12 protein-coding genes are annotated in these 14,179 nt (G+C 41.5%); 1 reads left to right on the top strand and 11 read right to left on the bottom strand.

The features are described 5' to 3' along the window. Positions 1 to 23: 23 nt before the first annotated feature. Positions 24 to 1,580: a D-xylose transporter XylE gene (xylE, locus tag QZL88_RS15015; RefSeq protein ID WP_296942389.1), complete on the top strand. Its 1,557-nt coding sequence runs from the start codon at positions 24 to 26 to the stop codon at positions 1,578 to 1,580. Between the two features lie 93 nt (positions 1,581 to 1,673). On the opposite strand, the gene QZL88_RS15010 is transcribed toward xylE, so the two are convergent. The 11 genes from QZL88_RS15010 to QZL88_RS14960 all read right to left on the bottom strand — a co-directional run bounded on the left by QZL88_RS15010 (position 1,674) and on the right by QZL88_RS14960 (position 13,083). Then, the gene (locus tag QZL88_RS15010; RefSeq protein WP_296942388.1) at positions 1,674 to 3,104 is read right to left on the bottom strand and encodes an MFS transporter; all 1,431 of its coding nucleotides are present in this window, start codon (positions 3,102 to 3,104) and stop codon (positions 1,674 to 1,676) included. A gap of 21 nt (positions 3,105 to 3,125) precedes the next feature. Beyond that, a complete protein-coding gene (locus tag QZL88_RS15005; protein WP_296942386.1) occupies positions 3,126 to 3,794 on the bottom strand; it encodes a bifunctional 4-hydroxy-2-oxoglutarate aldolase/2-dehydro-3-deoxy-phosphogluconate aldolase in 669 nt (222 codons plus the stop codon). Positions 3,795 to 3,849: 55 nt separating this feature from the next. Then, positions 3,850 to 4,218 carry a four helix bundle protein gene (locus QZL88_RS15000; RefSeq protein WP_296942384.1) on the bottom strand — a complete coding sequence of 123 codons (369 nt, stop codon included), beginning with the start codon at positions 4,216 to 4,218 and terminating at the stop codon, positions 3,850 to 3,852. 33 nt (positions 4,219 to 4,251) lie between these two features. Further along, complete coding sequence (locus tag QZL88_RS14995) at positions 4,252 to 5,046, bottom strand: gluconate 5-dehydrogenase (RefSeq protein WP_296942382.1); 795 nt, start codon at positions 5,044 to 5,046, stop codon at positions 4,252 to 4,254. Between the two features lie 88 nt (positions 5,047 to 5,134). Then, positions 5,135 to 6,172, bottom strand: coding sequence for a sugar kinase (locus tag QZL88_RS14990; RefSeq protein WP_296942380.1), 1,038 nt, complete (start codon positions 6,170 to 6,172; stop codon positions 5,135 to 5,137). A gap of 19 nt (positions 6,173 to 6,191) precedes the next feature. Continuing rightward, complete coding sequence (locus QZL88_RS14985) at positions 6,192 to 7,343, bottom strand: DUF4861 domain-containing protein (RefSeq protein WP_296942378.1); 1,152 nt, start codon at positions 7,341 to 7,343, stop codon at positions 6,192 to 6,194. Between the two features lie 27 nt (positions 7,344 to 7,370). Continuing rightward, positions 7,371 to 8,213, bottom strand: a complete 843-nt coding sequence (gene kduI / locus QZL88_RS14980; RefSeq protein WP_296942376.1) for a 5-dehydro-4-deoxy-D-glucuronate isomerase — start codon at positions 8,211 to 8,213, stop codon at positions 7,371 to 7,373. A gap of 110 nt (positions 8,214 to 8,323) precedes the next feature. Further along, positions 8,324 to 9,730: a glucuronate isomerase gene (gene uxaC, locus QZL88_RS14975; RefSeq protein ID WP_296942374.1), complete on the bottom strand. Its 1,407-nt coding sequence runs from the start codon at positions 9,728 to 9,730 to the stop codon at positions 8,324 to 8,326. A gap of 94 nt (positions 9,731 to 9,824) precedes the next feature. Then, a complete protein-coding gene (gene uxuA / locus QZL88_RS14970; protein ID WP_296942373.1) occupies positions 9,825 to 11,000 on the bottom strand; it encodes a mannonate dehydratase in 1,176 nt (391 codons plus the stop codon). An 89-nt stretch (positions 11,001 to 11,089) separates the two neighbouring features. Then, complete coding sequence (locus QZL88_RS14965; protein ID WP_296942371.1) at positions 11,090 to 11,905, bottom strand: SDR family oxidoreductase; 816 nt, start codon at positions 11,903 to 11,905, stop codon at positions 11,090 to 11,092. Positions 11,906 to 12,003: 98 nt separating this feature from the next. Beyond that, a complete protein-coding gene (locus tag QZL88_RS14960; protein ID WP_296942369.1) occupies positions 12,004 to 13,083 on the bottom strand; it encodes a substrate-binding domain-containing protein in 1,080 nt (359 codons plus the stop codon). Positions 13,084 to 14,179 lie beyond the last annotated feature (1,096 nt).

Below are 14,179 nucleotides of genomic sequence, written 5' to 3'. Positions count from 1 at the left end.
ACTTGTTAACTAATAAAGAACCAATGAATAACGAAGTAAGTAAATCATATACCATAAAACTCACGCTCATTGCTACCCTCGGAGGGCTGCTATTCGGATACGATACGGCGGTAATATCGGGTACTGTGGAGTCACTGAGGCATTTTTTTATAGACCCTATGGGATTGCCTCTCAACGAAGCAAATGCAATGGAGGGGTTTGTAATAAGCAGCGCACTGATAGGTTGTATCTTCGGTGCAGCAATGGCTGGCTGGGTAAGTCAGACTTTTGGCCGTAGAAAAGCGTTGTTTGCTGCGGCTATTTTATTCTTATTGGCAGCTGTCGGTTCGGCATGGCCCGAAATCGGTTTCCGTATGCCTAGCGAAAGTGACCACTCTTTTGTATATCATTTTGTATTTTACCGTATAATAGGCGGAATAGGAGTAGGTATAGCCTCAATGGTATCACCTATGTACATCGCCGAGATTGCTCCACCTGATAAACGTGGAAGTCTGGTAGGTCTTAATCAGTTTGCCATCATCTTTGGTATGCTTGTCGTATATTTTGTCAATTACTTCATTGCTAAACAAGGCGATACGGAGTGGTTGCATACTACAGGCTGGAGGTATATGTTTGCCTCATTGGCAATTCCATCTGCTATTTTCTTTTTGTTGCTGTTCATGGCTCCTGAAACTCCGCGTTGGCTGGTAATGAAAGGACGTATACAACAAGCGGAGGGTATCCTCAATAAGCTTGTGGGCAGCGTAATGGCAAAAACTGAGATAAAGGAAATACAGGATAGCTTCGATAAAGAAGAACCTGTATCCCTAAAGCCTTACTACCGGTTTATGATGACATGGCTCATATTGTTTGTTGTCGGCATCATATCTCTTTCATTGGCGGGAGTTTCCAGTGCATTGGAAATATCCATGATTGTGAGTTTCCTTATAGCACTATACGTCCCTATCAAGTCATACGGCTTCCTTATTATTATGACAGGCGTTTTACTATCTGCATTCCAGCAGTTTGTAGGTATCAACGTGGTTCTATATTACGCCCCTGAAATATTCAAGAGTATGGGTTCGGGCACTGACTCGGCATTGTTGCAGACTATTATTGTAGGTATTATCAATCTGTCGTTTACCGTATTGGCTATCCTGACAGTCGATAAATTCGGACGTAAACCGTTGCTGATAACAGGCGCTTTAGTGATGGCCGTATCTATGCTGGGCTTGGGAACATCCTTCTCTCAGGGACTTCCGGGTGGTCTGAAACTTGTATTCATGCTCACTTATACAGCAGGCTTTGCTATGTCATGGGGGCCTGTATGCTGGGTAATGCTGGCAGAGATATTCCCTAACTCGGTTCGCTCCAGTGTGATGTCTATTGCCGTAGCTGCACAGTGGGTATCGAATTTCCTCATTTCGTGGACATTCCCTATCATGGACAAGAACGATACATTGGTCGGTATGTTCAATCACGGATTCTCATACTGGGTTTACGGTGCATTGGCTATCCTTGCAGCATTGTTTGTATGGAAGCGTCTGCCCGAAACCAAGGGGAAGACTTTGGAGGATATGGAAAAACTGTGGAAGAAATAAGGATATAAGATTTAATCTTTGTAGTCAATAAAAAAAGCAGAAGAATACATTTTAGTTTCTTCTGCTTTTTCTTTTATATATTATCGTATCTGATTATATATTGTCGATTGGTTTATACTTAGGAACTAGTGACTTCATTATAGTCCAGCCTATAAGATAAGCAACAGCACACACACAGAAAATGATAAAGTAACCCGCAGGCTTACCTTCAAATCCCATAAATGTCATTTGGGTCTCATCTGCATATACGAACAAATTACCTGCCGACTTCTGTAATATCATGGAACCGATACCTCCGGCCATACCTCCAATACCGGTAATGGACGCAATAGCTCCTTTAGGGAACATATCGCCTACTGTAGAGAATATGTTGGCCGACCATGACTGGTGGGCAGCTCCCCCGATACCTATCATTATCACAGGCAGCCAAGGAGAAATTGTACCCAGCGGTTGAGCAAATAATACCACCAATGGGAAGAAAGCAAATATTAGCATCGCTTTCATGCGGGCAGCATATGGATCCATTCCAGTTTTGTTCATGATAATAGTCGGTAATTTTCCGCCGAAGATCGATAACATGGTAATTGCATACAATGTAAAAATCAATGCAATACCGAGTCCTTCGGAAGTTTTAATGCCGAACTGTGTATTCAGGTAAGATGGAGTCCAGAAAAGGAAGAACCACCACACGCCATCGGTCATAAATTTACCGATAGCGAAAGACCATGTCTGCTTATAGGAGAAACATTTCCAGAAAGGAATCTTTTTTTCTTCTTCCTCTTTTCCGCTATCTACAGTTCCATTTTCATGCTTATCTTGCTCAATGTACTCAAGTTCTGCTTTATTCACATGCTTGCTTTTGGCAGGGGAGTCATAGAGGAATACCCAGAATCCCATCCAGATGAAGCCTAGAGCACCAATAACAATAAAGGCCATTTCCCATCCCCAGAATTTCGCTAATACGGGTATGCTCAAAGGTGCAATCAAGGCACCAATTGAAGCACCGGCATTAAATATTGAAGTGGCATAAGCACGGTCTTTTTTCGGGAAATATTCTGCCGTAACCTTTATGGCTGCAGGGAAGTTTCCGGCTTCACCCAATGCAAGCACACAACGGGCAAACAAGAAGGCATACATACTCACAGTAGCGATCACAACTGCGACATCTCCTGTTGCTGCGGCCAGTTCAGCAGCACTGTGCATTCCTACATAGGCTTCGGTAAATACGCCGCAGACAGCATGAAGACAAGCACCTACCGACCATACCCCGATAGCCCAAAGGAATCCTTTTTTACTACCCATCCAGTCGACGAAGCGACCTGCAAATAGCATACATGCAGCATATACTATCGAAAAGGTAGCAGTAATAGTTCCATAATGAGACTCATCCCAATGGAACTCCGGTTTAATAAATTCGTCCCAGGTGAGCGACAATACCTGCCTGTCGAGGTAGTTAACCGTCGTGGCGAAGAAAAGCATTGCACAGATCGTCCACCTGTAATTTGTCATTTTTTGTTTATTCATGGAATCGTTTTAAGAGTTATGTTATTTCCTGATTTTAGCTATTATAGCCAGAGCTTCTTTACACATTTCCGTTATCTTGCTCCAGTCTTTTGCAGCAATTACATCTTTAGGGAACAGGTTTGAGCCCATACCTACGGCAGTAACGCCAGCACTGAACCACTTAGCCAGATTTTCTTCCGTAGGGGTAACACCTCCGGTGACCATCACGTTAGACCATGGCATAGGCGCTTTCAGCCCTTTTACAAAACCCGGTCCTACAACATCGCCAGGAAATACTTTTACAACTTCAGCTCCCAATTCCTGGGCATACCCTACCTCCGATACAGATCCACAGCCCGGTATATAAGCTACCTGACGGCGATTACATACTTTGAAAATATCCGGGTTAAGCAGCGGACCTACCACAAAGTTAGCCCCAAGTTGTAAAAACAAAGAAGCGGTACCTGCGTCAACAACTGAGCCGATACCGAGTATCATTTCCGGACATTCTTTTGCTGCCCATTTATTGAGTTCGCCGAATATTTCGTGTGCAAAATCTCCACGGTTGGTGAACTCGAAAGCCCGTACTCCACCTTCATAACAAGCTTTCAGTACTTGCTTGGATGTTTCCAGGTCGCTATGGTAAAATACCGGTACCATTCCGGTTTCTGCCATTACCTGGCAGGCTTTTATTCTACTAAATCGCGCCATATTAATTAAGAATGAAGAATGAATAATTAAGAATTGAAAACAAAAAAATGAATAATTAAGAATTAAGATTTGTTTTGAGCGTTTTAATTGAAGCTACCAGCAATGAGATTAATTCATTGCAATCTGCCTGTATAGACGTATATTGGCTTTTGTCAATATATTCTGTATCATACAATAATGAAATCCAATAGTCAGTTTCATTTGCTTCTTTAAGAGCAATACTCAACTTGTGTATAAAATCCGATTTGCTTTGCCCGAATTCAGACTCCCTGATTAAAGCACCAATAGCTGTGCCACTACGCAGGATTTGTTTTGACAGAATATATTCGGATCTATCTTTTTGTAAAAATTGAGATAGTTTTACTATACGAATAGCAAAAGCATAGCTTTTAGTATTTAGTATAGAGTCTGCTCCTTTTCCCATTCTTAATTCTTAATTATTCATTCTTAATTCATTTTACGGTTGCTTGCCAATATAAGCCAATATACCTCCGTCCACATACAATACATGTCCGTTTACGAAATCCGAGGCATGTGATGCAAGGAATACAGCCGGGCCTTCCAGGTCTTCGGGTGTTCCCCAGCGTGCAGCAGGAGTTTTAGCAATGATAAATGAATCGAACGGATGACGTGAACCATCAGCCTGTTTCTCACGTAGAGGAGCTGTCTGAGGTGTTGCAATATAACCCGGCCCTATACCATTGCACTGAATGTTATATTCTCCGTATTCGGATGCGATATTGCGTGTAAGCATCTTCAGACCTCCTTTGGCTGCAGCGTATGCCGATACAGTCTCACGACCGAGTTCGCTCATCATAGAGCATATATTGATTACCTTACCATGACCTTTTTTGATCATGCCGGGTATAACTGCTTTTGCAACGATAAACGGAGCATTCAAATCCACATCGATTACCTGACGGAATTCAGCAGCACTCATTTCTATCATCGGGATACGTTTGATGATACCTGCATTATTTACGAGGATATCGATAACACCCACTTCTTTTTCTATCTGTGCAACCATTGCATTTACCTGATCTTCATTGGTTACATCACATACATAACCTTTGGCATTGATTCCTGCTTCTTTGTATGAAGCCAGACCTTTATCAACAAATTCTTGTTTCAGGTCATTGAAGACGATAGTTGCACCTGCTTTTGCCAATGCAGAAGCAATAGCAAAGCCTATACCGTAAGATGCTCCGGTAACTAAAGCTATTTTTCCGTTTAATGAAAATTGATTTTGCATATTTTTATTTTATTAGTTGACGAGTTAACAAGATACGAGACACGAGTCAACTCGTTTTCTTGTATCTTGTCTACTCGTATCTGTTTATTTATCTTGACACACGTCCCGAACCGTCACCTTTGATCAGGTTCTCCACTTCCGGTACAGTAACGAGGTTGAAATCTCCATATACGGTATGTTTCAGACAAGAGGCAGCTACTGCAAATTCCAGTGCTTTCTGGTCGTCATTCGGATAAGAGATAAGCCCGTATATAAGCCCGCCCATAAATGAGTCGCCACCGCCTACACGGTCTACTATATGTGTGATGTCGTAACGTTTCGATTGATACAACTTATCTGAATACAGGCATCCTCCCCATGTATTATGATTTGCATTGATAGAACCGCGAAGTGTGATAATCACTTTCTTGGCGCGAGGGAAGCGTTTCATCATTTGTGTACATACCGACTCAAACTCAGCGGCATTCACTTCTCCGCCTGTATGAGCTACATCGAAGCCTTCCGGTTTGATGCCGAATACTTTCTCTGCATCCTCTTCATTGCCCAGTATCACATCACAACCTTCTACCAGTGCAGGCATAACTTCCGATACGGTTTTGCCGTACTTCCATAAGTTCTTACGATAGTTGAGGTCTGTGGAAACAGTTACTCCCATTTCGTTCGCTACCTTGATAGCTTCCAGACATGCGTCTGCTGCACCCTGCGAAATAGCAGGAGTGATACCTGTCCAGTGAAACCATTGCGCGTCTTTGAATACTTCTTTCCAGTCTACCATCCCCGGCTTGATGTCGGCAATGGCTGAATTGGCTCTGTCATAAACTACTTTCGATGCACGTGCTACAGCTCCCGTTTCTAGGAAATAGATACCTACGCGGTCGCCGCCACGGATGATATTATTTACGCCAACATTGTATTTACGAAGGTCGGAAATACACCATTCTGCGATGTCGTTTTTCGGCAGACGAGTTACAAAATCGGTAGGAATACCGTAATTAGATAGCGATACGGCCACATTAGCCTCACCACCACCGAATGTGGCGTTCAAATTATTAGATTGTATAAATCTCTGGTATCCGGGAGTTGCAAGACGCAACATAATTTCACCGAATGTTACTACTTTCTTCATAGTGTGTTTTGGAATTTATCTATTTATATGTTACAACTAGCGGATTATTCAACCCTTCTGAGAATTCTTTCACATAGTTTTCGAAATCGGTAACTGTCGCAAACCCGAATTTAGACCATCCGTAGCCACTGTAATAAATTACAGGGATGTGTGGTTGCTGGGTAGTTATTGCCAGTACATGCGAATATGTGTCTTTCTTCTTTGTTTTTGGATTGTCAACGGTGTATGTGTCGACAATTGATTTATCTATTCCCTGAGGTAAAACCAATGCCAGATATACATTGTCTACCATATCACTCTTAGGTTCGGCATACACGACATATTTATCTGAAGAGATAATAGAATCGTTTTTCTCTCTCTTTACTATTCCGGCTGCTACCGTCATAGGCTCTTTTATAGTATAAGCCTGCACAATCTTAGAAAATTGAGAACCTGCATCGATTGAGATAGTCCGGTTTTCAGCTACGGATTTTCCATCTACATCCAAATTTTTGTATGTCAGCTTGAATGTTGTACGAAGAGGGCCATTATCCAATAATTCTTGTGAAGCAAAGTTTTCGTTTAGCCACAATTTATCATTCACATACGGAGCCATTGCTCCTGCGCCCAGTGTACGCCCCACTTTGTAGTCGTCCTGTCCTTCGCCATGGTCTTCGTGATATGATGCTTCTCCGGCGAGGTCGGCTTTATACCATTTGTCGATAATCAGGTTGTTTGTACGCTTGTACCATGCATCGATACCATTGCTCGGACCGTCTGATTCTATCAGAGCAGGACCATAGATACGGAATGCCACACGGTCGTTTTCCCATGCAAAGTCGTCTTTACGCTCAGTGATAAAGCGGCCATATGTTTTTGCTTCATAAGCCTGGTTTATATCGGTAGTGATAACAAAACTTTTTGACTCTTTGGCCTTTAGTTCCGGCTGGAAGATAAGTTTTCTATCATATGTTATCTGAGACGGGATAATCTCTCCGGCACTATTTTTTACTACATAAACAGCACTATCAGTCAATGTTACTTTCGCTTTTATGCTGTCTAACGGGATTTCTACCACATCGGCTACACGATCAAAGTCGCTTGTATTTTCTACTGTTATATTCATTTCCTTGTTTGAGGAACAAGAGAAAAGAAATATAACGGAAAGAAAGAAACTAAATATTTTTTTCATATTATTTATTTTTTGATAATATATGGCTTAACGCAGTTTATCAGCAGTGAAGGTATCCATATCGTCATAATCGAGATTTTCACCACACATAGCCCAGATGAACGTATAGTTACTGGTTCCTGCTGCCGAATGGATAGACCATGACGGGGAAATAACAGCCTGCTCATCACCCATAAAGATATGGCGCGTTTCCTGAGGTTGCCCCATAAAGTGGCATACAGCCTGCTGTGCAGGTACTTTGAAATAGAAATATGCTTCCATACGGCGCGAGTGGGTATGAGGAGGCATTGTGTTCCAAACACTTCCTTCCTTAATTTCGGTCATACCCATCTGTAACTGACAGCAAGGAACAATTTCGCTCAATATAATCTGGTTCAGCAAACGTTCGTTAGATGTGGCAGGCACACCGAGATCCCTTGTACGGCGCATAGCTGATGTGATCTGAGCAGTAGGGTATTCTTTATGTGCAGGAGAAGATGCGAAGTAATATTTTGCAGGTTTGGCAGCATCATTGCTTTTGAAGATAACTTCTCTGGAGCCACGCCCTACATATACTGCATCCTTGAATCCCATACTATAATCTTTTCCATCCACTGTAACCACGCCTTCACCTTCGATACAGATAATACCCAGTTCGCGGCGTTCACAGAAATATTCAGAACGGATAAGGTCTACTGTTTCCAGTTTCAGAGCCTCTTTTACAGGCAAGGCTCCGCCGATGATCAGGCGGTCGTTGTGTGTATAAGTCATTAATACACTGTCGGCTTCAAATAATTTTTCTACCAGAAACTCTTTACGCAATTGCGCGGTGTCGTAATGTTTTACGTCGTCGGGATGTGTTCCCCAACGTTCTTCAATTACTGTTTTCATATTGTTTTAATATTTTTTAGTTGACAAGTGAACGAGATACGAGTAAACAAGTTGTATTCTCAAAGATATTATAACTTGTATCTTGTCTACTCGTTAACTTGTCTACAGGTTTAAAATTTAAAAAATTCCTTCGCATTATAGTATGATACATTTTCGACCAGTTTACCCAGAAAATCCAGTTCGGATGAAGGCAGTAAACCTTGTTCTACATCTGTTCCTATCAGATTACACAAGATGCGGCGGAAATATTCGTGACGCGGATATGACAGGAAGCTGCGCGAGTCGGTCAACATACCTACAAAGCGGCTAAGCAATCCTAAGTTAGACAATGAGTTCATCTGCGCTTCCATCCCTGTTTTCTGATCGAGGAACCACCATCCCGAACCGAATTGTATCTTTCCGGCAACCGAACCATCCTGAAAGTTTCCTATCATGGTAGCAATCAGATCATTGTCGCGTGGATTCAGATTGTAGATGATTGTTTTCGCCAGTTTGTTGTCTGTATCCAGCCTATTGAGGAATTTCGACATGGCTTTTGCGATTGTGAAGTCCCCGATAGAATCAAAACCTGTATCAGGGCCTAATTGTTTAAACAGGCGTGTGTTATTGTTGCGGATTGCACCATAGTGGAACTGTTGTGTCCACCCTTTTTCCCAGTCCATGATCGCACCTTCGACAAGCATAGCGGACTTAAACTTGATGATTTCTTCGTGTGTAAGTTCTTTGCCTCCATATACTTTATTGAAAATGGCATCGATTTCGCTTTGTGTATAATCTTCGGCATAGAATTCTTCGATACCGTGGTCGGATAGTTTACAGCCTACACCGGCGAAGAAGTCGTGACGTTTGCGCAATGCAGTAATCAGGTCGCTAAAATTGCTGATAGCCACGCCCGATACTTCCGATAGTTTCTCTACATACCCTCTGAATACATCGGGTATCTCAACGGCCATAGCCTTATCGGGACGCCATGTAGGAAGCACCTTGATAGAGAATCCCTCATTCTTTAAAGCCAGATGATATTGAAGCGAATCGATAGGGTCGTCTGTCGTACAAACAGCCTCCACGTTGTAGTGCTTCATCAGTCCGCGAGCCGAGAATTGAGGAGTGCGCAGTTTGGCAGTACATTCGTCAAAAATCTCTTTAGCTGTTTCGGGTTTTAATATTTTTGTTACACCGAATGCTGTTTTCAGTTCCAGATGCGTCCAGTGGTAGAGCGGATTACGCATTGTATAAGGCACGGTTTCTGCCCATTTCTCAAACTTTTCCCAATCGGTGGTATCTTTTCCTGTGCAGTAGCGTTCATCCACACCGTTGGTACGCATTGCACGCCATTTGTAATGGTCGCCGCCCAGCCATATTTCACCCAGATTGTCGAACTGATAATCTTCAGCAACCAGCTTCGGGTCCAGATGGCAGTGATAATCTATAATAGGCAGATGTTTTGCATGCTGATGATACAGATATTCTGCCGTTTCGTTTTGTAATACGAAGTTATCGTCTAAAAATTGTTTCATGATGAAGAAGCTTTTAGCTTTTAGCCGTTAGCTTTTAGCTTTTAGCCATCATTAATAGGCTAATGGCTAACAGCTAGTAGCTAAAATCTATTATTTATATTATATATAATGTTTTTGCTATACCCAATTCCAGTCCCCTGAGTTCGGCCAATCCTCTTAGACGGCCGATACAGGAGTAACCCGGATTTGTTTTTTTGTTCAGGTCGTCGATCATCTGATGTCCGTGGTCGGGACGGAAAGGGATGGAAATGTTGCGTTTTTGCTGTACTTCCAGAAATCCTTTCATTACGCTGTACATATCCACATCGCCTTCCAGATGGTTTGCTTCGTAGAAATTACCTTCCCTGTCGCGTTGGGTAGAGCGCAGATGAACAAAGTTTATCCTGTCACCAAGACGTTTTATCATGTTCGGCAGGTCATTATCAGCTCTTACACCGAATGAGCCTGTGCAGAAGCATAGCCCGTTCGATTTGTTTGGTACGGCCTCTACCAGTTTATTAAAATCCGATTCGGTGCTTAATATACGAGGAAGACCGAGGATCGGATAGGGCGGATCGTCGGGGTGAATAGCAAGAACGGCATCCACTTCATCGGCTACAGGTGCGATCTGACTAACAAAGTATATCAGGTTTTTCCTTAATGTCTCCGCATCTATACCGTTATATCTGTCGAGTTGAGCCTGAAATTCCTGAAGTGTAAAACTCTCTTCAGCACCCGGCAGTCCGGCTATCATATTACGTACCAAAAGGTCTTTTTCTTCCTGAGACATGCTTTCATAGCGAGCTTTCGCTTTAGCGATATCTCCGGCTGAATATTCTTTTTCCGCACCCGGACGTTTCAGTATGAATAACTCGAAGGCCATAAACGCAGCACGCTCGAAACGCAGGGCCTTAGACCCGTCGGGCATGGTATAAGCCAAATCGGTCCGTGTCCAGTCTAGTACCGGCATAAAGTTGTATGTGATGATCTTCACTCCGCACTTTGCCAGATTACGGATGCTTTCCTTGTAATTTTCAATATATTCTTTGTAGTTTCCTTCCTGTGTCTTGATATGTTCGTGTACAGGAATACTTTCTACCACAGACCAGGTCAGTCCGGCCTTTTCAATAATGTCTTTGCGTTTTTGTATTTCTTCGACAGTCCATACTTCACCGTTTTTGATGTGGTGTAGCGCATTTACAATACCGGTTGCTCCGGCCTGTCTTATATCTGCTAATGATACAGGGTCGTTTGGCCCGTACCAGCGCCATGTTTGTTCACTTAATATCATATATAAACAATTCGTAAATTAGTAAATATGCAGATTAGCAAATTCTTATAGAAATAATTATCAAATTCCCGAATATGCTAATTCGCTAATTAGATTGAGAATGTATTAAATCCTCCGTCGACAACCAGTATCGAACCATTCACAAAACTGGAAGCATCACTTACCAGATAATGGATAGCCCCCAGAAGTTCTTCCGATTCACCAAAGCGGCGGAATGGCGTGTGTGCGATAACCGATTTTGCACGGTCGGTATATGAACCATCGGGATTGAGCATCAGGTTTCTGTTTTGCTCTGTGATAAAGAAACCGGGCGCCAAAGCATTTACGCGGAAGCCTTCACCGAATTTCGTGGACAATTCCCCTGCCATGTATTCTGTAAAATTGGCCACAGCCGATTTTGCCACACCGTAACCCATAACACGGGTCAGCGGGCGGAAAGATGACATGGATGCTATATTTATTATATTTCCTTTCCCATTGTCTACCATTGCTTTTGCAAATACAAGGGTAGGGATAACCGTACCGAAGAGGTTAAGATCGATTACATCTTTGAATGCATCTACCTTGACATCGAATATTGTTTTGTCCGGAGGAATGGTTGCTCCCGGCATATTTCCTCCGGCAGCATTTATAAGTACATCGATCTTTCCATATGCTTTAAGTATTTCCTCTCTGTTTTGCACCAGATTTTCTTCATTCATGGCATCTGATACAAGGAACATTGCTTCGTCTCCTTTGGCTTTAATCTTAGCGGCCAAAGCCTCACCTTTTTCTTTCGAACGACCAAGTATAACTATTTTAGCTCCTTCCGATGCCAGATATTCTGACATCTGCGAACCTAAAATGCCATATCCTCCTGTGATGAGGACTACTTTTCCGTCGATATTGAACAAGCTGTTTTTCATATGATAATAATTTTAATTTTAGTTGCCATATGGAACTCACATGATTTTTGTTATCGCTGATTTTGGAGATTTTATAAAAATCATGTTTCGTTTCATGTTTATAATTTATAGTTGTTATAATAATCTACATTTTCTTTTATGAGTATATCTATAGGCATAAAGTTGGTTTTCTCCGGTTCTTGTTTAAACAGAAAATAATTTGCCAATGCCTTGATAGCATCATATCCCTGCAATTCGGGGCGTTGAGAAAGGATAAATGAAATCTGTCCGTTTTTGAGTGCCCTTATGTTACGTTCTATGGCATCATGGCCCACCAACCGGACTCTTTCGCGTAAAGCCGGTTTAGCTTTTTCCAGAAGGGCGATCAGTTCATATATCCGGGAGTTTAATACTATGCCGCCGACCAGAGTATCGCTTTGAGAAAGGATGTCCTCAAGTTTTTCCAGTCCGGCAGGATGGTTGTCCGGATCGATTTCGACATGATGTATCTTACCTTTATAATCAGACTGGGAAAGGCACTTCATAAAACCTTGTTCGCGGGTTTTCATTTGCACAGATATCTCTTTATACTTGAATCGTACATGCGCGATGAAAATATCGGCATCGAGACCAATTTCCTTCAGGAGTAGTTTTGCGGCTATATTTCCACTACCTAAGGAATCGCCGCCAAAGTATGCGAGGTCTTTTTGTTTTTGAATGTCCGAATCAATGTATATATATGGAATGCCTTTTTCATCGAGTTCTTTGGACAGGTTTACAACCAGTTCACCGAAAAGAGTGGCCAGCAGCACACCATCAAAATCTTTTTCTTTAAACTTGTCAGCTGCTTTCAGAAAAGAAAAACGGTCGTACTGGTTGAAATGAAAATATTCGACACTAATATTGAATTTCCTCATCTCATCTCCTGCACGATTTATACCGTCGCAAACAAGCTCCCAATAATCGCCTTCCGAATAGGTGGGTGCGATAACGGCGAACTTATAACTACGTTTCGATGCAAGAAAACGTGCTACCAGATTAGGCTCGTAATTAATTTCTTTCAGAATAGCTTCTACTTTGATACGTTTTTCTTCCGACACTCGTCCCCTATTATGCAGAACACGGTCTACAGTACCCGTTGAGACACCTGCAAGTTTAGCGATATCTACAATTCGTATATTACTATTATCTTTTTTCATTTTTTGCAGAAAGAACTTAATTGTGTGCGCACACACATTTTTACAAAAGTAAGTATTTTTATTAATTACACAATATGTGTGCGCACACATATTTTTTACAAAATACATTAAAACGTTTACATTTAACATATTAAGATATTTACGGAAAGAAGAATATGTTGTAGGGCATATTTTAATGTCTGTATATTCAATAATACAGTAGCATGCTTCTTTTTTTACTTTTTGTTATATCGAGAGCCAAAATATCGCATTCCGAAGAGATTTGCCCCCAAAGAGAGGAATCAAAGTAAGTTTATACTATCATGATGATATGAAGTCTGAGAAACCCTGACCAAATTCAATACAAATTAGATGTAAAAAAAGAGTATTACTTTCTTTATATTGCTTTATCTATATGTATAGCTTTTAGCCGTTAGCTGATAGCTATTAGTTCTTTGAAAGATTGATGGCCCCTCCATTGACTACACTTCGTTCCGTCGAACGTTGTTTCTCCCCGAGGGGAGGCTACAGAGAGGGTAAAAAGTAATAAGTTTTAAAAGTTATATGAGATACGAGTAGACAAGACACGAGATACAAGTTGTTAACTGATGACTGGTATATGTGTTACCTTTGTTACCTTTTAAGAAGTAGCAAGTTTTAAGTACTAAGTTGAAAGTTATATGAGATACGAGTAGACAAGACACGAGATACAAGTTGTTAACTGATAACTGACGAGATGCTTCGCTCCACTCAGCATGACAAGCTAATTATTCATTCTTAATTATTAATTGTTTTCCGTGTTACCTTTGTTACTTTTTGGGGAAAACTGTAGGGGGCGGAAGATATTCCGCCCCCTACAAAATAATGCAAAAGCTGTTACTTTTGTTACTTTTTTAAACCTTAGCATCTGGGTGAGAGAATACTATTGTCTGATGACGACTAACTGTTCACTGAAAACTGTTACCTTTGTTTAAGAACAGTTACAGGTAAAGGAGGTATTAGTTATTCTATGCTTACTATGAAAAGTGTTACCTTTTGAGGCTTTGCAAGAATTACAAGACCCAAAGTTCTTAATTTAAATACCCTTAAAAAACGATATTATTATAAGCTTTATTCA

The sequence above is a fragment of the uncultured Dysgonomonas sp. genome, from assembly GCF_900079725.1.
Classification (GTDB): Bacteria; Bacteroidota; Bacteroidia; order Bacteroidales; family Dysgonomonadaceae; genus Dysgonomonas.
Note: the sequence above shows the minus strand (reverse complement) of the source record. Positions and strands in the feature narration are given on the sequence as shown.

Excerpts from the sequence above, each read along its gene's own strand:
- xylE (WP_296942389.1), top strand. The coding sequence starts at position 24 with ATGAATAACGAAGTAAGTAAATCATATACCATAAAACTCACGCTCATT.
- QZL88_RS15010 (WP_296942388.1), bottom strand. The coding sequence starts at position 3,104 with ATGAATAAACAAAAAATGACAAATTACAGGTGGACGATCTGTGCAATG.
- QZL88_RS15005 (WP_296942386.1), bottom strand. The coding sequence starts at position 3,794 with ATGGCGCGATTTAGTAGAATAAAAGCCTGCCAGGTAATGGCAGAAACC.
- QZL88_RS15000 (WP_296942384.1), bottom strand. The coding sequence starts at position 4,218 with ATGGGAAAAGGAGCAGACTCTATACTAAATACTAAAAGCTATGCTTTT.
- QZL88_RS14995 (WP_296942382.1), bottom strand. The coding sequence starts at position 5,046 with ATGCAAAATCAATTTTCATTAAACGGAAAAATAGCTTTAGTTACCGGA.
- QZL88_RS14990 (WP_296942380.1), bottom strand. The coding sequence starts at position 6,172 with ATGAAGAAAGTAGTAACATTCGGTGAAATTATGTTGCGTCTTGCAACT.
- QZL88_RS14985 (WP_296942378.1), bottom strand. The coding sequence starts at position 7,343 with ATGAAAAAAATATTTAGTTTCTTTCTTTCCGTTATATTTCTTTTCTCT.
- kduI (WP_296942376.1), bottom strand. The coding sequence starts at position 8,213 with ATGAAAACAGTAATTGAAGAACGTTGGGGAACACATCCCGACGACGTA.
- uxaC (WP_296942374.1), bottom strand. The coding sequence starts at position 9,730 with ATGAAACAATTTTTAGACGATAACTTCGTATTACAAAACGAAACGGCA.
- uxuA (WP_296942373.1), bottom strand. The coding sequence starts at position 11,000 with ATGATATTAAGTGAACAAACATGGCGCTGGTACGGGCCAAACGACCCT.
- QZL88_RS14965 (WP_296942371.1), bottom strand. The coding sequence starts at position 11,905 with ATGAAAAACAGCTTGTTCAATATCGACGGAAAAGTAGTCCTCATCACA.
- QZL88_RS14960 (WP_296942369.1), bottom strand. The coding sequence starts at position 13,083 with ATGAAAAAAGATAATAGTAATATACGAATTGTAGATATCGCTAAACTT.